General features: G+C 43.2%; 16 protein-coding genes. 5 read left to right on the forward strand and 11 right to left on the reverse strand.

Going from position 1 to position 19,782, the window contains the following annotated elements:
* Nucleotides 1–124: 124 nt before the first annotated feature.
* The 3 genes from AB4209_RS05725 to AB4209_RS05735 all read right to left on the reverse strand — a co-directional run bounded on the left by AB4209_RS05725 (nt 125) and on the right by AB4209_RS05735 (nt 3,942).
* Nucleotides 125–313: a hypothetical protein gene (locus AB4209_RS05725; protein ID WP_017059812.1), complete on the reverse strand. Its 189-nt coding sequence runs from the start codon at nt 311–313 to the stop codon at nt 125–127.
* Between the two features lie 313 nt (nt 314–626).
* On the reverse strand, nt 627–1,628 hold the full coding sequence (locus AB4209_RS05730) for a TerC/Alx family metal homeostasis membrane protein (protein WP_017059813.1): 1,002 nt from the start codon (nt 1,626–1,628) through the stop codon (nt 627–629).
* A 574-nt stretch (nt 1,629–2,202) separates the two neighbouring features.
* Nucleotides 2,203–3,942, reverse strand: coding sequence for a bifunctional UDP-sugar hydrolase/5'-nucleotidase (locus tag AB4209_RS05735; protein WP_102333460.1), 1,740 nt, complete (start codon nt 3,940–3,942; stop codon nt 2,203–2,205).
* A gap of 238 nt (nt 3,943–4,180) precedes the next feature.
* Between AB4209_RS05735 and AB4209_RS05740 the strand changes: the two genes are divergently transcribed.
* Nucleotides 4,181–5,944, forward strand: a complete 1,764-nt coding sequence (locus AB4209_RS05740; protein WP_372055120.1) for an ATP-dependent endonuclease — start codon at nt 4,181–4,183, stop codon at nt 5,942–5,944.
* Nucleotides 5,945–6,135: 191 nt separating this feature from the next.
* Here the strand turns inward: AB4209_RS05740 and AB4209_RS05745 are convergent, their stop codons facing one another.
* Nucleotides 6,136–6,630 carry a DUF1097 domain-containing protein gene (locus AB4209_RS05745; RefSeq protein WP_017079195.1) on the reverse strand — a complete coding sequence of 165 codons (495 nt, stop codon included), beginning with the start codon at nt 6,628–6,630 and terminating at the stop codon, nt 6,136–6,138.
* A gap of 204 nt (nt 6,631–6,834) precedes the next feature.
* On the reverse strand, nt 6,835–7,740 hold the full coding sequence (locus tag AB4209_RS05750; protein WP_136978571.1) for a LysR substrate-binding domain-containing protein: 906 nt from the start codon (nt 7,738–7,740) through the stop codon (nt 6,835–6,837).
* 273 nt (nt 7,741–8,013) lie between these two features.
* On the opposite strand from AB4209_RS05750, the gene focA reads away from it, so the two are divergent.
* Nucleotides 8,014–9,465 (forward strand): formate transporter FocA, encoded by a 1,452-nt coding sequence (gene focA, locus AB4209_RS05755; protein ID WP_050650436.1) that lies wholly within the window; start codon nt 8,014–8,016, stop codon nt 9,463–9,465.
* Between the two features lie 273 nt (nt 9,466–9,738).
* Here the strand turns inward: focA and AB4209_RS05760 are convergent, their stop codons facing one another.
* From AB4209_RS05760 to AB4209_RS05770, 3 genes are all read right to left on the reverse strand, one after another.
* The gene (locus AB4209_RS05760; RefSeq protein WP_017059819.1) at nt 9,739–10,308 is read right to left on the reverse strand and encodes a YceI family protein; all 570 of its coding nucleotides are present in this window, start codon (nt 10,306–10,308) and stop codon (nt 9,739–9,741) included.
* Nucleotides 10,305–10,844, reverse strand: coding sequence for a cytochrome b (locus tag AB4209_RS05765; RefSeq protein WP_017067366.1), 540 nt, complete (start codon nt 10,842–10,844; stop codon nt 10,305–10,307). Before AB4209_RS05765 ends, AB4209_RS05760 begins: the two co-directional genes overlap by 4 nt.
* A 153-nt stretch (nt 10,845–10,997) precedes the next feature.
* Nucleotides 10,998–11,243, reverse strand: coding sequence for a DUF2164 domain-containing protein (locus AB4209_RS05770; protein ID WP_017059821.1), 246 nt, complete (start codon nt 11,241–11,243; stop codon nt 10,998–11,000).
* A gap of 252 nt (nt 11,244–11,495) precedes the next feature.
* Between AB4209_RS05770 and AB4209_RS05775 the strand changes: the two genes are divergently transcribed.
* Nucleotides 11,496–12,131 carry a hypothetical protein gene (locus AB4209_RS05775; protein WP_017067365.1) on the forward strand — a complete coding sequence of 212 codons (636 nt, stop codon included), beginning with the start codon at nt 11,496–11,498 and terminating at the stop codon, nt 12,129–12,131.
* 575 nt (nt 12,132–12,706) lie between these two features.
* On the forward strand, nt 12,707–13,444 hold the full coding sequence (locus AB4209_RS05780) for an EAL domain-containing protein (protein ID WP_083994250.1): 738 nt from the start codon (nt 12,707–12,709) through the stop codon (nt 13,442–13,444).
* Nucleotides 13,445–13,623: 179 nt separating this feature from the next.
* On the opposite strand, the gene AB4209_RS05785 is transcribed toward AB4209_RS05780, so the two are convergent.
* Genes AB4209_RS05785 through AB4209_RS05795 form a run of 3 tightly spaced genes read right to left on the reverse strand, consistent with a single transcriptional unit; the run spans nt 13,624 to nt 18,823 of the window.
* Nucleotides 13,624–16,683 carry an efflux RND transporter permease subunit gene (locus AB4209_RS05785; protein ID WP_017072168.1) on the reverse strand — a complete coding sequence of 1,020 codons (3,060 nt, stop codon included), beginning with the start codon at nt 16,681–16,683 and terminating at the stop codon, nt 13,624–13,626.
* Nucleotides 16,680–17,735 (reverse strand): efflux RND transporter periplasmic adaptor subunit, encoded by a 1,056-nt coding sequence (locus AB4209_RS05790; RefSeq protein WP_102393233.1) that lies wholly within the window; start codon nt 17,733–17,735, stop codon nt 16,680–16,682. Before AB4209_RS05790 ends, AB4209_RS05785 begins: the two co-directional genes overlap by 4 nt.
* The gene (locus AB4209_RS05795; protein ID WP_102319710.1) at nt 17,735–18,823 is read right to left on the reverse strand and encodes an efflux RND transporter periplasmic adaptor subunit; all 1,089 of its coding nucleotides are present in this window, start codon (nt 18,821–18,823) and stop codon (nt 17,735–17,737) included. The genes AB4209_RS05790 and AB4209_RS05795 overlap by 1 nt, the downstream gene beginning before the upstream one ends.
* Nucleotides 18,824–18,973: 150 nt before the next feature.
* Here AB4209_RS05795 and AB4209_RS05800 point away from each other — a divergent pair, with 150 nt between their 5' ends.
* Nucleotides 18,974–19,717 carry a TetR/AcrR family transcriptional regulator gene (locus AB4209_RS05800; protein ID WP_017064637.1) on the forward strand — a complete coding sequence of 248 codons (744 nt, stop codon included), beginning with the start codon at nt 18,974–18,976 and terminating at the stop codon, nt 19,715–19,717.
* Nucleotides 19,718–19,782: the final 65 nt, after the last annotated feature.

Raw genomic sequence — 19,782 nt, forward strand, 5'->3', positions numbered from 1 at the left:
ATGCCTAGGTTTTTCTTTCAGGTGCTTAGTTTACGAAGAGATTGAGTTTATTTCAGATACAAAAACGCCAGCTTTAGAGGCTGGCGTTTTCTTAAAATTCTATATTTACATGTTAACGCTGAGATTAACGGTTAATACCGATATCGCGTTGCATGTGACCAGATAGGTCGCTTGCGTAGTAACTACGTGGAGAGTTGTCTACGAAAAGAATATCGAAAATGTGTGCAATCAATCCTTTGAAGTTAACCGAGTAGGTTTTCTTATCCATAGAGTTAGGAACAGCGATAGTATTCATTTGTACTGCTTGAGCCATGATTGCCTCTCTATAAATTTATTAATGTGTTTCGTTCTGATGACAAGAATAATAGGTGATCTTTTGCAGGTTAAAAAATGACTAAAATTAGATTTTGGGATTAGTTTTTCTAATAAAACAAACCATTAACAATGCCACAAAATAGATATGCAGATTATGTGAGTACAAATTCAATATAGTGTTTAAATCATGCATTTAGTACAAACACCCCGCAAACAACAGTGGCCAATGTCACAGAAAATTTACATAAATAAATTTTCCACTTCATCAGCCACGTGTTCATTATCGACTTTTCGATAAGTTATATTTGTTTTTAATTTACTTGTTCAATGCCTGGCTTCTTCGCATAAACCGACGCTATAACCGCAATCGTCATCGTAGAAACCAATACCGCCAATGACCAGTAAGTTGGGATAGCCCACTCGCTATCAACCAGAAGCATTTTCACACCAATGAACACCATGATGAATGAAAGCGCGGGTTTCAAATAGATGAACTTGTCCATCATACCTTGCAGTACAAAATACAACGAGCGAAGACCAAGTAACGCAAACACGTTAGCCGCAAGTACCAAGAACGGTTCTTGTGTTACCGCAAAGATCGCAGGGATAGAATCTAATGCAAACATCACGTCCATGACTGCGATCGCACCGATGACCAACATCATTGGAGTGAATGCCCATTTAGCACCCTGTTTAACCATTAATGCAGGGCCATGGAAGTCCTCTGTTACCGGCATCACTTTACGAAGTAGCTTTTCAGGCAGAGTATTCACACTCTCCTCTTCGCCCTTGTCTAATGCCAGCTTAATACCTGTACCAATCAAGAACGCAGCGAACACGTAAAGCACCCAGTGATATTCCGCCAATAGCTGTGCGCCTAGTGCGATCATAATTGCACGAAGCACCAATGCACCAATTACGCCCCAAAGAAGCGCACGAGGTCTTAGATGCTCAGGAACTTGGTATTGAGCAAAGATCATCGCAAAAACAAACAAGTTGTCTACGCTAAGGGATTTTTCTAACAAGTAACCCGTAATGAATGACACGGTTGCTTTTTGCGCTGTGTAGTCACTGTTCGGCGCATAAATGTCCCAAAATAGGTAAATCGAGCCAGCAAACAAAAACGCAAGTACAAACCAGAAAACACTCCAGATTGCCGCTTTCTTGATAGTAACGTTACCGCCACGAGTCTGATAGATATCAATAGAGACGAGAATAACCGTTAGCAGGAAAAAGCCCGCATAAGTCGTCATGATTGGCGATGAAAAAAAGGATTCACTATTGGTAGATAATAGAGATTGAGTTGAGTTCATTATTCCTCCGGGCGGAAGAACTGTACAAAGACCTTCCGCAAACAAAGCATATCAAGCTCCATTACGGATCTTGACTGTGATTGCGTTGGTCTCGTTGAAGTGAAATATGGGATTTCACTTTTACATACCGGATAGACTCTTGGCCTAACGAGATGACGATATGTAAACTTGCGCTAACTACTCCCCAAACGCGTGGATAATAATCCTCTGGTTGTGTTTCGTCTATATAAATTTGCACGGAAAAAGCAAAAAAGGAGCAAACGCTCCTTTCTGATTGATGCCACTTTGTCAAATAAACACGCGAATTGATTCTAAGAATAAATTCGCAAGTCAAACACGCTATTGCACTGCGTAATGAAGTTGCAAAAAGAGCAATTTACAGCCCTGCGGCAGGTATTAAATACACTAACGCTGACCAAACTGATACCCAACCGACAACCGCTACCGCATCTAACCAATCTTTCTTATCCATGCATATCTCCACAAGAAGGCGACCTGCAGAGATAAAGCATAAACAATGCCAATTTTATAAATAACCCAAAGTAATAGTGTTAAATATCAGTATCAGCTTTAGTTATCTAAAACACTCCATGCAATTCAACGGTTCATTGAGTTGAAGCGACTCTGGGTGGTCTTGCAGAAACTCGATGAAGCAGTCTGCCATAGAGTCAGTGGTGACCGTGCCATCACCGATCATATCCAACACAGCGTTATAGCCCTCTTTGCCTTTCATTGTATAGGCTGACGACGCGCCCCGGTAAATACGGTTGCGAGAAACAGCTTGCCAACCTGAATCATCAGAGTGAATTTCTAGATGGTGAATCCTGTGTCCTATAGGCGCTTCTTTGTGGTAACAAAACCTCAAATTATGTGTATAAGGAAAGCTACCTGAACCTGTGCCCACGACACCATTATCAATCGCGTTATTGATTGCACCTTCAAGCATGCCAGCGATCGTTTCACCTTTTACTTCATACACACCAATAGGTACGGCAAACGGTAGTAGTTTTCCGGCAATATCGGCAACAGAGACATCGCCGCTGTTCAGTGAATTTCTTACACCACCGGCGTTGTGAATGGCAAAGTCAACCTGATGCCCTTTCTTGTTCATTAGATGGTGAAATGATTGAGCAACCAAGGGGGCTAGTTGACTCGGGCCTTTAGCATCTGGAATACGTACATGGCGAAGTTTAGTGTCTGCATGAGCAATCACTTGTTGCTGAAGCTTTCGAACTCGCGGCTGGTATTTATCCGTCAGAATGCTCTGCAGCTCAGGATCTTTCTTACACACTGCAATATTAGGGTGATTGTTTAAAAACTCACACGCCATATCGTGGGCATCGTCTTGCCCTACTTCACTCAGTTTCGCGTCTATAAAGAGTCGACGGCCTAATAACAGTTCGTTTTTACCATTGAAGTGCGTCACTTTGCCTTGAGAATCGAACTCGATTTCGCAGTGTCCTAAGCTCATGGCGTGGAAACCCGCTTGCACAACATAGGTATCGCCAATTTTCACACCGTATTCATCATCTTTAACTAAGCCGATATCAGAGAAATCACCTTGTAAGCGATGACTATGACCACCAACGATGACACCAATACCTGTTACGTTGGCTGCTAACTCTAAATCAGCTTCGTAACCAAGATGGCTAAGTAACACAATCTTGTTGATACCTGCTTGATGGATTTGCTCAATGGTCCCTTTTGCTGTTTCCAAAGCATTTTCAAACGGTGTATCGATATCTGGGTTAGCGATGCCTGCCATCTTGTCGATGCTTAAGCCGAATATTGCGACCTTCTCGCCATCAAACTCTTTCGTTATAAAAGAAGCACTTCGTGTTTCAGGCAGATAAGGCTTAACAATGTCGTTGTCCGCTAGCGTATGAGTTTTATTGATATCCTCATTCGATAGATTCCAGTTACCGGCCAACAGCGGGAATTTGATTCTTTTCGCGAAAATCGCAACGGGCTCATTACCCATGTCTAACTCGTGATTACCGAGCGTCATGGCATCTATATTAAGGGCATTCAACAAATCGGCATTGGCTTTTCCCTTGAATAAGGAAAAGTACAACGTGCCTTGGAAGCAGTCACCAGCGTGCAAGAACAAGGTTCCAACCTTCTGACGCTGGGCATCTTGTTCTATTTGTTTGAAGCGTGTTGAAATTCGAGCAAAGCCACCAGCACTGACATAAGGTTCAATGATGTGGTTGTTCATTTTAAGTGATAGCTGTAACGAGGTTGGTTCAAAGTATGAGTGGGTGTCGTTGATGTGTGCCAACACTATTTTTGTCGGCTTATTCTTTTTAGTCATATTTTCTTCTCTCTTTGTCCCTTCATACTAGGTCGAGAATCATGACAGAATCGTGAATTTTATGAAACTGCACTGCAAAAAAATACTCGAGATAGATCAAAAATCTCATTTTGCACCGTATTAATAAACAACGGGTTTTGTGACAGGTGAGCATACCGGATTTGGATTTTTCGATTATGATTAAAGATATCTGTTAGCTTTCAAATAATTAGCAGAGCCTTCCGTTAGGAGTAAGCCTATGCAACTAGAAAGAATCGAGATTTCTGGCTTTCGAGGTATCAAGCGCATGTCACTCGCGTTTGACGAGCTAACCACGCTTATTGGTGAAAATACTTGGGGTAAGTCTTCATTATTGGATGCCCTTTCCGTCATTCTGCCCTCAGACGGTGTGCCATATCACTTTGAAATGACCGATTTTCATGTCGATTACTCTGTTTCACACCCGCAGTCTCAACATCTTCAAATTGTTCTCGCTTTAAAAGCTAACGATAAGAGCGAACTTAACGCAGGTCGTTATCGCAAACTCAAACCTATTTGGGTTCAAGATGAATTTGGCGTATTTCGCATCTACTATCGCATCAGCGCGACGTTAGAACAGTATGAGACAACAACACACTATGCATTTCTTGGTTTGGACGGTAATCCGCTCAAGCTTCATCATTCAGAAAAGCTTGCTCAAGAATTAATGACCTTACATCCCGTTATCCGTTTGCGTGATGCAAGGCACTTTGATCGTCCTTTCAACGGCAAGTCCCTTAACCACAATGCTCACCTGCCGACTAATGTTCACGCAACTAATGCAAATTCAAACGGGAACGGGAACGGGAACGGGAACCATCACACGAGCAATGGCACAACAAATGGAAACGGCGCCAATAACGGTAATGGTCGACAAGCAAGAATAGAAAAACGAATAGACAACACCTGCCGCCGTCTTATGGCGATACCCGGACATGTTAATAAAGGTGAAATGCGCAGTAGCCTAGAGTCGATGCAAAGTTTGATTGAGCACTATTTTTCTTTCAAAAGTACTTCTCGTCGTAACCCTAGAAAACAGCGAGACGGATTGCTTTATTCTGCGGGTACCAATGATCAGAGTATTCATCAACTCGTCGAAGAGACCAAGAACAAACAAACTCGCTTATTATTCATGGGGTTACTTAACGCTTATCTACAAGCTAAAGGGCCAAACGACTTAAGGCGATGTGCGCGCCCTCTGTTGATCCTTGAAGATCCAGAAGGTCGATTGCACCCAACACACTTGGCAAGGGCTTGGAGCTTGATGCAGAAATTGCCCATGCAGAAAATCCTGACCACCAACAGTGGCGACCTACTTGCAGCGGTTCCACTTCAATCGATTCGTCGCTTGGTTCGTCAGTCTGACAAAACCATCGCCAATCAACTCAACATGAACCACTTCAGTAAAGACGAACTTCGACGAATTGGTTTTCATATCCGTTTCCACCGCTCAGGGGCACTGTTTGCTCGCTGTTGGCTATTAGTAGAAGGTGAAACCGAGGTTTGGTTGTTCAATGAGCTTGCCAACCAATGTGGCTATAACCTAGCAGCCGAAGGTGTGCAGATTATTGAGTTCGCTCAGTCAGGACTTAAGGCACTGATTAAGGTCGCGCAAGAGTTTGGCATCGATTGGCATGTGGTAACTGACGGCGATGCGGCGGGTAAAAAATACGCAGCAACGGTGCTATCGAAGCTTGGTAATGATCAGGAAAGACATCGACTCACGGAACTGCCAGATAAAGATATCGAGCATTACCTATATATGAATGGATTTGAGAGCTTTTTCCGTGACATGGTTAAGATTCCATACGATCACCCTATCCCTCCAAAGAAAGTGGTTGCCAAGGTATTGAAGAAACATGCAAAACCCGACCTTGCACTCGCCATTGTTTCTCATTGCGAGAATCAAGGACAAGAATGCATTCCGCTTTTATTAAGGTGGACATTAAAACGCGTGATCACCATGGCGAATGGAAATACCTAAACATAATTTGTTTTATAGATGCTATCAGTTGCTCTACTGATGAAATATTTAGCTAGTCGCCTCAACCAAAAAAGGCACACCAAGTGGTGTGCCTGTATAAATCGATATACAAATTAATTGGGGGTTATCTTGCAAGAGTTTACAGTGACTAAACTGAGGTTAGGTTAACGAATTAAGGTTAGATTAACGAATTAAGCCTTAGCTTGCTTAGTGTGTTGTTCAACCACTTCCGAAGATTGAGTCGATTTCTCGTGAAGCCATAGCCCCGTTGCTTTCATCAAGTATCCAAATACACCACCAAGCAGTAAAGATGGTACTACAAGTTGCCAATCGCCACCTGCAGCAAACGTCGCACAACAACCAATGAAGGTTCCTGGGATATAACCTAGCCACGCTTGTTTCGCTTGAATACACATAAAGAAAGCCACAATAGCGGTAATCATGTAGCCTAAAATCTCTAAACCTGCGAAGGTTGAGCTTTCGATAATCACCATTGCCCAGAATACGCCTGTCATGTTAGTCAATAAGCTACCGGCTAGTCCTTTTACGCCACCTGTTGGCGAAGCAAAATAACTGGTGCAACCTAAGAAACCTGCCCATGACAATAAGCCGAAAGAGATAGCAATCCATCCCCATAGACCTGACAAAATACCTGTTGTTAATGAAATCGCGACTAATGTACTCATACTATTTCTAAAGCCTAATTACGTAATTCATCGCAACCGGATTTAGCCTCACTTAAAATCAAGTAAGCATATTATGGGAAGAACGCCCTTTTTTAGCCGATCGCGATCACATTAATAATGTATGCGAACATGCATTTATCACCAGATAGAGACCGGAATCGCTTATCCAACACAAATAGTTATTAGTCTTTTATCAATTTATCGTTACAGAAACGATGGCTTGCCTTTCATCATGCGCTTACCTTCTCGCTTAATACACTCAGCAAGTGGGTTCTCAGACATATCTGCACGCCAAATAAAGGACAAGGTTCTTTCCATTTCAAGCTCAGGGACATTTAATGTGACCAGTTGACCAGACTCAACAAACTGTTCGACATCGAGATAAGGTAAACACGTTAAATATGGGCCGTTTGCAACCAAACTTCTTAAAACAGGAACGTGTTCATACTCTCGCCAAACATCAAGATCACCAATTAAATGGTGAATAGAGCTATCAAAAACTTTGCGAGTACCCGAACCATGTTCACGTAATACCCATTTTGCTTGTTCTAATTGCGCCAAGCTTACTCGTTCACGCTTCGCAAACGGGTGATGAGCCGATGCAACCACCGTTAAATGGTCGGTACACCACACTTCTTGGTGAACTCGGTTGTCATCACAACGACCTTCGATAACACCCAAGTCATATTGATAATCTAATACACCATCAATAACCGCATCGGTACTTTGTACGCCGAGCGAGATTCGCATCTCAGGAAAGTCGTTATCAATAATACTGATGAGATCCGGAACGAGGTGTTCCGCTGGAGTTTGGCTAGCACCTAATTTGAGTTCGCCACTCAACAAATGCTGCTCGTAAAAACCCATCTCAATTTGCTGCGCATCTTGCAGTAAACGCTTCGCTTTTGGTCTTAACCACATACCCCAATGAGTCAGGGCCATTTGCTTGCCCTGCCTTTCAAACAAAGGCCTGCCGAGCATTTTTTCCAACTGTGCAAGAGACATACTTGTTGCTGACTGAGTCAACGCCAATTTGTCTGCTGCCTGACTAACGCTCCCGGAGTCTGCTACTGCATCAAATACCGCGAGTTGCTTTAATGAATAACGCAAAATTCATCCTTAATGCTTTTAATTATTTGTGTCCTGATGCTCGTTTTTTATAAAGCCAATGAGCAATCAATTTCATTCTACGCGTAACCCAATCTATATCAATAAATTTGATGTGGTTTCTAAAAATTATCAATTTTACCTCTACCCATCAACGCCCTAATCTGGAATGGCAGGACACAACGAGCCCTGCAAAACATTACTGATTAACCATTACGGATTAACCAAGTCATTAACACTAGGAATTACACATGACGGATTGTTCAAGGGGGGGATATGGCAACCAGCACTTCTGAAAATCATCAACTGTTCTCACCAACAGAAATGATGGCGGAAGCAGAGAAGTTTGCATTAAGTAAAGCAAATAAAACCAGCAGCATGACATTGAGTTTGGCAATCATGGCTGGCGCATTCATCGGGCTTGCTTTTTTATTCTACATCACGGTAACCACGGGCAGCGCTGATGCTGGATGGGGACTGAGTCGCTTAGCCGGCGGTCTTGCCTTCAGTATGGGTTTGATCTTGATTGTGATTTGCGGTGGTGAGCTATTTACCAGCTCAGTGTTATCAAGCATCTCATGGGCTAACAAGCAAATCACCTTCACGAAGATGCTGTCTATCTGGGGCAAGGTGTATGTCGGCAACTTTATCGGTGCCATGTTCCTATTGGCTTTGGTAAGCGCAGCAGGCTTGTATCAACTGGATGGCGGCCAATGGGGCTTAAACGCTTTAAACATTGCTCAACACAAGCTACACCACACCCCAGTTCAAGCGTTTGCTTTGGGTGTGCTTTGTAACTTGTTGGTGTGTTTAGCGATTTGGTTAACGTTCAGCTCTGCTAACGCAATGACCAAAGCAATGATGACCGTGTTACCCGTTGCAATGTTCGTAAGCTCAGGCTTTGAACACTGTGTGGCGAATATGTTCATGGTTCCGCTAGGCATCACGATTCAAGCATTCGCACCAGAAAGCTTCTGGATGCAAATCGGCGCAACACCAGCCCAGTATGCAGACCTAAACGTCATGCAATTTGTCACCGCAAACTTAATACCAGTGACAATCGGCAACATCGTAGGTGGTTCAGTATTGGTCGGCTTAGCGAACTGGAGCATCTACCGTCGCCCACAACTTAAAGCAGCAAAAATTACCGCTATTACACAAACAACAGAAATTACGTCAGTTAAGGAAATTACTATGAACACAGCAACTACTATCAAGCAAATCATGAACACTCAACCAATTACACTGAGCGTAGAAATGCCAACATCAGTCGCGATTGATACACTTTTAGACGCGCAACTTGTTAGCGCTCCTGTTTGCGATGTTGAAGGTCGTCTAGTGGGTATCTTCTCTGTTCATGACGTAATGGTTGACCTTTGGTGCCAAGATTACATCCCAACTAAAGGCCAAAAAGTTGTAGACCTAATGAGCCGTGACGTTGTGGCAATCGATGCAAACGACAAGCTAGTAGACGTTGCTGAGTTCCTATGCATCGACAAAGAGCAACTGTACCCGACGACAAGCATGGGCTTCGCAACTCGCTTGACATCTCTTTCTCTAGAAGAGCGTGCAAAAGCGATGAAAGTAAGCCAACCACATATGCTTCCAGTGTTAGAAAACGGCGTAATGGTAGGTGTGTTGACTCGCATTGAAGTGATGCAAGCACTACGTCCAATCTACGGTGACCGACTAAACGTGGTTCCACAAGCTGAACTAGAAACGGCTTAACTAATCTTAAGTTGAACTATTAGGGATTAGTAGTTCAATTAGATAACTCAGTCATGGCAACGTTGACTGGCTAGAGGTAAACGGTGGCTTTTAACGTACTAAACGGTTTGACACAAAACAGACCTAAACGCGTTGCCATTTATCTCAATAAAAAAGGCGCAAAGTGAAAACTTTGCGCCTTTCTCTATTTCTAACTGTTGCTTTCTAAGTATCTATTTAACTTTTGGTGTTACATAAGAGATTGATACTAGTTAGCGATCAACAATAGCTAGATTACTTCTTTACACCTTCAACGTGTAGATCCATATCTACATAGCTTGAAGCGCCCATTACTGGAATGTTGAAGTCAGCAAGTTCTAGACGAGTTGTACCAACGAAACCTGCACGCTCACCGCCCCATGGGTCTTGACCAGCACCGATGAATTCAGCTTCGATAACGATAGGCTTAGTTACACCGTGAAGTTTAAGGTCACCCATTACTTCAAGTTTGCCGTCGCCTTTATCAACAACTTTCGTGCTGTTGAATGTCGCATCAGAGAACTTACCAGCATCGATGAAATCGCCGCTACGGATATGCTTATCACGTTCTGCGTGGTTTGAATCAAGGCTTGTAGTATCAACCGTTACGTTTACTGTAGACGCTTCAACGTTGCTTTCATCAAATGAGAAATCACCTGAGAATGTGTTAAAACGACCTTGGATAAAGCTGTAACCCAGGTGGCTAACTTTAAAGTTAACTGAAGCATGCGCACCTTTTGTATCAATCACGTAATCAGCGGCGTTCGCAGCGAAAGGCATTGCCATTGCAAATGCTAATCCTGTAGCGATAATTGACTTTTTCATTTTGAAGCTCCTATCATTTTTCGTAGCGTATCGTCTTTGTCGATAACGTGGTGTTTTATCGCCGCTAAGGCGTGCACTGATGCCATAATGATCAGTACCCATGCAGCATAGTAGTGAACCGTACCTGCGAGATCAGATTGGTTTGCAAACAGTTCGCCCATACTTGGTACAGTGAACCAATTGAATACCTCTATCCCGCGGCCATCTGATGTCGAAATCAAATAACCTGAAATAAACAAAACCGCTAAGTTGATGTACATGAAGCCGTGAGCGATCTTCGCTGCTGCAACTTCATAGCTTTTACCTTCCACTTTAGGTGACGCGGTAACTAGTTTCCAGACCAAGCGGATAACGGTAACGGCAGCCAAAAGAATGCCTACCGAGCGGTGATAGTCTGGCGCTGTTTTGTACCACTCGCTGTAGTATGAAAGATCAACCATCCACAGGCCTACACCAAATAAGCCAAATACCGCGAGAGCTGAAATCCAATGCATCGCTCTTGCTAAAGGGTTGTAATTTCTAACGTTGTTGTCCATGCATCTCTTCCGAATGTTAACGAGTAGTGTAGTTTCGAAAAGCGTACCCTACACCAAGTTGGTGTAACATATTATTTACCAAGCTTTACATTGGTAACATCATTTCAAATTAAACGAGTTATTCAAATTATTTGAACAAGTTTGGGCTAAACGTTAGATTTCAACGATTTGTTCGATCTCGTAAAGCTCATCTGAGATATCTAACATTTTACGTTCCATGACTTTTTGAGCGTCTTCTATCCCTTTGTTGTAGTAAACCGCCCCAAACTTTTTACTTATGAAATCGACCAAGAATTCTGTGTCGAACTGACCAAGCTCCACATCGAGTTCATCCTGCAGGTACTTTTGGAGCGTATGAGTAAGCTCAGACTTTTGTTTCGAATCTAATTGAATGGTCATGAATGTTTCCAAATAAAGAGTAAGTAGATCAATTGTGATTTGCTGACTAGACTATAGTCGAGGTAACTAGCTAGAATTCCTCATAATTTAGAATACAGACCTGTAGAGCGCCAGTGCTATCCATAAAATCACTCAGCAATGGTTAATTTTGATATAGAGATCAAGAACTCGCACTTTGACGATAGGTAACGGAACCGCAATTACCGTACTATTGCCCATCAATAAGATAGTAGCTGTGTATAAGGGACTTCATTGTTATTAGATCTAGTGATTAAAAGCGTTAATCAATTTCAAGACGATTGCCTAAAGCTCTGTGAACGCCACTACCCTACTGTACACAATCAAGGGATCAGTGAGCACCATATAGGTAAGGCATTTGCCCGCCGAATGGAGCACACCTTCGTTAGCTTTAATCATGCAAGCAACATCAGCCCACTTGAAATGCTTTCCTCTAGAGAAACGCCTCGACACTTCCGAATATCTTCCGAAATCGGTACCGTTTGGATGATCAGTCATCATATGGTGAGCGCCGGGAAAACCTGTCGTAGAAAGTTAATGTTGGACATCCATAATTGGCAACAAGAGTATGGATTTTCCATTCAACCCAATGACGTTTTGATCATTGTCTCCGACCATTGGATTAGCCGAAGTAAAAACAGTGGTGAATTATTGCATTGGTGGATGGGTGAACTCCCAGACGAGATCACGGAATATAGCCAACAAGGTATCACGCTAAGAGAGAGTGATTCTCAATTCGCTACTGACTTAAATAATAATTTTAAAATCAGCCCTTGCTTCATTAAATTTGGACACCCTTTAAAGCGGTCAGGAAATCAACAACTGGTTCGTAAATACCTGCAACTTTACGCAGTACTTCAATGGCAGTAAGAATACGGGTCAACTTTTTTAATCAGTCTTGAAAGTAAATAGTTAGACCTCCATCCCAATATTTTATAAAACCCAACTCAAGCCCTACCCAATAATCAATCAAAATTTATCTTCGATAAAATAATAACTTATCAGCTCATCGTTCATATTTTGAGAAGTAGATATCATTTATATGCAAACAGAGTTGTTTGTTAATAATGTAACTTTGACATTCCCCCATAACCTGAGGCTTTATCCTTACTTTCACCTGGTGTATTAGCGTTGAAAGCTTATATTGATTGGTGTTGATATGAGATAGATTACTCAGAGATTAAATTCACAATAGTCATTATTAATGGTGAATGATAAGTAATTTTAATGACTAATATCAATTATCATGCTGTTTTTTCGTTAATTATATTTATTTAAATATTGACTCTACAAATGAGTTTTATTAATTGACAATTTACTTACACCTGTCAATATTGTGACAGCCGCGACATGTACGTCCGCCATTGAATAAGCCCTCTTTACTAGCGACTATGATTTTATCAGACAGAAGTGAATTTATTAGCTGTATATCCGTAGATGCTGATATGCAGTTTATTGCGAAATACCAAGACCTGACGCTTAGGAGCGTCTATCAACCTATATTCGACTCTTCTATGACTCAAATAGGTGTTGAGGCTTTGGTGCGCATTTCAAATAACAAAGGTGATATTGTTCGTCCTGATCACTTCTTCCATTCCGACGAAACCTCAAGCACAGACAAAATCAATGTAGAGAGGTTGAGTCGAGCGATTCATATCCGTAACTTCGCACAATCGACAATCCGTCATTTACATCTATTTTTGAACGTTCTTCCAAACGTTGGTGAGTTGTTTGCTGCAGAAAAGGTCAGCGATAGCTTGTTAGCTAAACGCCTTCACGAGCTTAACCTTTCATGCGAACAGATAGTGATGGAGTTGGTCGAGCTTAATGTAGAGAGTGAAGAGCGTTTGAAAGATGCCGCTCTTTCTCTTGCGGATAATGGCTTTCAAATAGCGGTCGATGATTTTGGAACACAAGCATCAACCGAACAACGCGTTCGTCACATTAACCCTCATATCATCAAGATAGACCGCTCGGTTATGTTGGACTTTGAACAAGGCGACACTCGAGAAATGGAGTTAGTACTTGATCTTGCAAACCAAATTGGCGCAAAGACAGTGATTGAAGGTATTGAAACCCAACAACAACTCGAAGCGATGCAGGGCTTAGGCTTCAATATGTATCAAGGCTACCACTTAGCCATGCCAAAGCCGATTGAGTTAGACATACGGCTAGCAATTTAGAATCGCCCTATTGTTCTTAAAGCCGCTTGCCCATTGAGTAGCGGATTTTTTAATGCTTGCCTATTCGTACCCTCTTACCGCTCTCACGTGTCAACACATTTCAGGACGGGACAACACGCATAAAAAACCCAGTCAAATTTGACTGGGCTGGCTTAAAAGAATCTGTTTTATATCATTCCCTAATAACCCGCAGTGGACGGTTTGATTCTATATAAAATAGCGAACATCACCGGTACTACTATTAGCGTTAGTACGGTAGCAAAGCCTAAGCCTGCCATGATGGTAATCGCCATCGAGCCGAAAAATGCATCGAATACCAAAGGAATCATACCCAAGATAGTCGTTAATGCTGCCATAGATACCGGTCGTACACGACTAATCGCACTGTCGACAACCGCTAAATATGGGTCTTTACCTGTTGATAGCTCACTGTTGATTTGGTCAAGCAGTACAATGCCATTCTTCAAAATCATGCCGCTTAGACTCAATAAGCCAAGGAACGCTGTGAAGCTGAATGGCATATTGGTACCTAACAGACCAATTGAAACACCAATGATAGAGAGTGGAACCGTAAACCAAATCACAAGCGGCTTACGAACCGAGTTAAACAGAAGCATCGTGATGATAAACATCAGCAAGTAACCCATTGGCAGTGAGCCAAACAGAGATTCTTGCGCATCTTTAGAGCTTTCGTACTCACCACCCCAGCTAATGCTGTAGCCTTCTGGTAAATCTAATGCTTCTACCTTTGGTTTCACACGAGCAAACAGACTCGCTGGCGTTTCATCACCAAGAACATCGTGGTCAGCCAATACTGTTAGCGTACGTTTTCTGTCGCGACGCTGAATCAGTGGCTCAGACCATTGAAGCTCTACGCCATCAATCACTTGCTCAACTGGGATGTAAGTTTGTAGTGATGGGCTCCAAATCTTCACATTGTTTAGCGATTCGAAATCAAAACGCTCTTCTTCCGGTAAACGCGCCACGATAGGTAACATATGAGTACCATCACGCAGTAGGCCGATGTTGTAACCGCCAAACGCCATCTGTAATGTCTCAGACAAGTCAGTTTTTGAAATGCCTAGGCGACGAGCCTTAGATTCGTTGAACAGTGGTACAAGTTCTTTAGTGCGTTCACGCCAGTCATGACGAACATTTCGAGAGCCTGGATCGGCAAGCAAGATGTCTTCGACTTCAACTGCAATGTTACGCAGTACTTGTGGATCGGCACCGATAATACGCGCTTCAATTTTTGAAGCGGGTGACGGACCAAACTCAATCAACTTGAACTGGAACGTTGGTTGCTCAAATTCGTTCGCTAAGTCTTTGTCTAGCGCCGCTAGAGCCTTAAACATAGTGTCGCGGTCAGTGGTTCTTACTTGTAACTGGGCGTACGCTTCGTAGCTTTTCTCTGGTTGGTAAGTCAGTGCGAAACGTTGCATGCCCTGCCCAACCGTTGTCGTTACAAACTCCACGTCGTCTTGCTGGCGAATGTAGCTTTCAACTTTTTCTGTCTGCTTGATCGTTTCACGAACATCGGTGCCTTCTGGCATCCACATGTCTACGTAAAACATTGGGGTATTTGACGGCGGGAAGAACTGCTGCTTCACCATACCAAAACCGACGACAGAAACTGCTAATAGAGCGACCATACTAACTACAGTAAGCCATCTAAATCGAAGTGCTACTTTCAGACACGCACCGAATACCACAAACAGGATGCCTTTGTATGGGTCTTCGTTCTCATCAACCTTGTCTTCTTCTTTAAGCAACATCTCGGCAAGGAATGGCGTTAGTGTTAGTGCAGTTACCCAACTCAAAAACAGTGAGAAACACAGTACCCAAAACAGTGAACCCATGAATTCGCCTGTCGCATCCTTCGACAAACCAATCGGTGCAAACGCTGTGATAGCGATAATGGTCGCACCTAACAGTGGCCATTGTGTTTGCTTGACGATGTCTTTCGCTGCTTGAAGCTTGGTTTTGCCTTTCTTCAAGCCCACCAAAATACCTTCAACGACAACAATCGCATTATCCACCAGCATACCCAGCGCGATGATCAGTGCCCCCAGAGAGATGCGGTGCAGTTCAACATCGTTGTAATCCATCAGGATGAAGGTACCGAATACCGTCAATAGAAGAACCAAACCGATGATCAAACCACTGCGTAAGCCCATTGCGAACAACAATACAATGATAACGATGGCTACCGCTTCAACTAGGCTGATTAAGAAGTCAGCCACAGATTTGTCTACTTCTTGCGCTTGGTTGTAGAAGTAATTCAGTTCTACACCCGCTGGCTTAATGCTTTCTAGGCGATCCAGTTCCGCATCCAGTGCTTTACCAATCTCAACCACGTTTACACCAGAAGAGAACGCAATACCCAAGTTGATTGCTGGTTTACCGTTGTACGTTAATACATTGCCCGGCTTTTCTTGAATGCCACGAGTTACTTCAGCGACATCTTTCAAGCGAATCAGGTTACCTGTATCGCGACCATGAATGATCAGGTTTTCTAGTTCTTCAACCGTGCTTAAGGTGCCGTTTGGCTTGATCGTAAGGCTTTGACCATTCAGCATCACCTCGCCTGCCGATACCACACTGTTTTGCTGTGCTAGCAGTGACGTAACCGTCGACATATCTAGGTTCAATGCGGCTAAGCGTTCCAGTGACATCTCAACAAACAGTTGTTCTTGTTGGTCACCTGCAATGCTTACTTTACCGACACCGTCGACCAGTTCGATTTCACGCGTTAGGTAATCTGCGTACTGTTTGAGCTCAACGTAATCGTAACCATCACCGGTCAGCATGATCATCACACCAAACACATCACCAAAATCATCGATGATCTGAACGGAATTTACACCACTTGGCAGTGTTGGTTGTAGATCGTTGATCTTACGGCGCATTTCATCCCAGATCTGAGGCAGTTCGTCTGGACCGTAGTCCATCTTCATACTGACCATAATTTGGGACATACCGTTCGATGATGTCGAGGTAATCTTGTCGATGTACGGAAGCTGTCTTATCTCTTTTTCTAGTGGGTAAGTCAGCTCTTCTTCAACTTCCATTGACGTAGCGCCAGGGTAAGTTGAAATAATCATTGCATCTTTAATGGTAAAAGCTGGGTCTTCTAAACGGGATAGATTACCAAAAGACGTCACACCGCCAATGGCCAAAATGACTAGAAACAGCCAGCTGATTACTTTGTTCTTTATTGAATATTCTGCGATGTTCATTCTGCTTTTCCTGACAATTGGATTCCGTCACGGAGTTTTCTTAAATTCGAATTTACGAGTAGCTCACCTTGCTCAACACCATGAGCGATTAATGCGCCTTGGCCACTGATCTTGTCGACTTCTACTTCGCTTTTGAATGCTTGTCCGTCTTCCATTTTCCACACATAGAACTGATTCGCTTCAGAGCCCGCTTCTAGTGTTGTCATTGGTAACTGATAGCCTTGAACATCGCTCAGGCCCGCTTTCGCCATATCTACATTGACCGTAACGCTCGTGCCCGGCAGAATTTCACTTTCAGGCTGCTGCATCTGCATCCAAAACTCGTAAGTACGGGATTGTGGGTGCAGTTCACTGGTGTGTTCTAGATACGTCAGTGGATATTGGCCTGTGTGACCGCCAAAGTTCGCCTCAGGACGATAGCTATTTGAACGCATGTCTGGGCTAATTGATGCCAAGATCGAGTCTGATACTTGAATTCGCACATACACTTTGTCGTTCTGGTACACACTCAGTAGTGTTTCTCCAGGCGTCGTATTTTCGAATCGTTGCTTATCGACAGTTGAGACTGTTCCGGAGAATGGCGCAAGAAGCTCTGTGTAACTTAGCTTGCGTTTTGCCGCCGCCAAATTCGCCGATGCGAGCTTGTAGTTAGCCGTCAGTTGGTCGAGTTCTGATTGCGATAACATTTCGCTGCCAAACATCTCAGTACCACGGGCCAACTGTTTGCTCGCCAGTTTGAATTGAGATTGAGCATCAGTCAGATCTTGGACGTACGTTGCATTATCTAAGGTGGCTAATAACTGCCCTTTTTCGACGTTATCGCCCGCTTCGACTAGTACTTGTTGAATCTCGCCTGCTAGCTTAAATGCCAAGGGAGTCAATTCAGCTGGCATCACCTGTCCATTAAAACTTCTGAACTGATTAGTCAGCGGTGCGCCAACTTCAAAGGTAGAAACCAACAAAGGCGGTTGTTCACGGTGTACAGCTTCATTGTTACAGGCTTGAAGTAACAGAGCCGACGCGACAACAACTGATAATTTTGAAAGGTTCATTAAATACCGCCCTCACGAAGCCAAGCTTTTACTTGTTGTCCGTCTGATAACACATCCACACCCGCTTCAACGATAAGGTCACCAGACGACAATCCGTCGATAACCTTGCCTTGCTCATCAAGAAGGACTTGTACTTTAGAAATCAGTTGAGAGTCAGGGTTATAACGCCATAGTTCACCATGGGCTACGTCTTTGTTTAACCAAGCTGAATCCACAATACCAATGCCGTAGTCAGATTTACTTTTCTGAACTTCAACTTGCGCTGTCATACCAGAAAGTAGATTGATGCCTTCTGGCTTTTCGATAGACACAACCGCTTGGTAGCTGTTGGTATCTTCATCTGGTTGCGTTGAGATTTCTTTAAAGCGAGTCGGGATACGAATGCCGCGGTGGCTGTCCATCACAACCCACATGTTTGAGCTCGTTAGGTCTTGAATAGAACGGTCTTCAAGCTTTGATACTGGAATTGAAAACGTCACATCCATTTCACTGTGATTCAAAATATTCAGTACAGGCTGCTTTTCTGCGATCAATTGATATTGCTTTCCAAACACCATCGATACCACGCCATCGAATGGAGCAACTAAGGTAGTGTAGCCAAGGTTTGTTTTTGCTTGGTCCAACTCAACTTCAGCGGCAGTAAAGGTGTTTACGGCTTGGTCGTAGTAATCGGTACTGACCAGTTTTTTCGCATACAACTCAGAAGCTTGTTTGTATTGGCTGTTCGCCAGATCAAATTTAGCTTGGGCTGCGTCAACGGCAATACGGTAATCCGTCGCGTCTAATACGGCTAACACCTGACCTTTCTTCACTTCTTGTCCCATACGAACATCGAAGGTTTCTATATCTCCACCCACTTGGAAAGAAAGTGCCGCACGGTCGGTTGCATCAACCTTTGCAATGAAGCTATCGAGATCAATATCAGTCTGTTGTGGGATTTCGAACAGCTTGACTGGCTTGATTACCTGCACATTTTCCTCTGACTGAACTTTGTCACATCCAGTTAGAGAGCCTGCGAGCAATAGTGCTGCAATAACAGCTCCCATGCGCTTGCTCGATATGGCATTGATAGACAAATTGAACTGCATGATGCCTCTCCGTTTAATTATTATGATTTATTACACAGGTGGGCAGTATATTTAATATTAAATAATTCTCAAGATTTACTTTCCACTTGTGCAGTATTTTTTATTTCAGTAAAAACAGTGTAGAATGTTGTAATCAGGTAATTATGTGAAATGAAGATGACCGAAAAGAAGCAAGGTAGAAGAAGTGCAAAAGACGCCGAAGAGACGCGTTTTTTGATCATGAGCGTTGCCGCAGACATGTTCTGTGACTTTGGCTACGATCGTGTATCACTGCGAAACATCAGTGAAAAGGCAGGCGTCTCGCATAGCCTTATCCGCCACCACTTTGGTAGCAAAGAAAAGATTTGGCATGCAATAAGTGATTGTTTACACGATTATTTTCAGTCTTACATCAGTAAGATTATGGAAGAGCTGCCAAAAGATGTTGCGCCAAATATCGCTATCTACCTGTTTAGCATGCGTCTGTTCACCAACATGATTCACTCACGTAGGCCAATGCAGCTTATTTCAGACTCTGTTCGCCAAGAAGACAACCTAGTTGATTACTTCATCGACAATGTCGGCGATGTTGAAAAAGAGATTAACGGGCTTGCCGCTGAGTACAATGCAGCTAACCCAGACAAAATGATCAACATTTACGAAGTTAAATGGCAAATGATCATGTACGCAAACGGCGCTGTATGCCTCACTCCCTTTATGGAAAGCACTTGGAATGAAGGTGATATGGTCACCTCACCCGAAGACGCCCTACTTAAGCATTGGCAGCTTTTCAACACGCAGATGGTCAGCAAGTTCAATATTGATGAAGAGTGGGCTCTAAATCCAACCTCGATTGAAGAGCTGATTTATGAAGTGCCATGTGAATGGAAGTGTAACCAGGAACATAAAGCTTAATCGGGTTCATAACCATTATGAGCTTATAAGATACAAAAACGCGCCGTTACAGAAGTCACTGTAAC

The organism is Vibrio sp. 10N.286.48.C11, from assembly GCF_041469805.1.
Lineage (GTDB): Bacteria > Pseudomonadota > Gammaproteobacteria > Enterobacterales > Vibrionaceae > Vibrio > Vibrio crassostreae_C.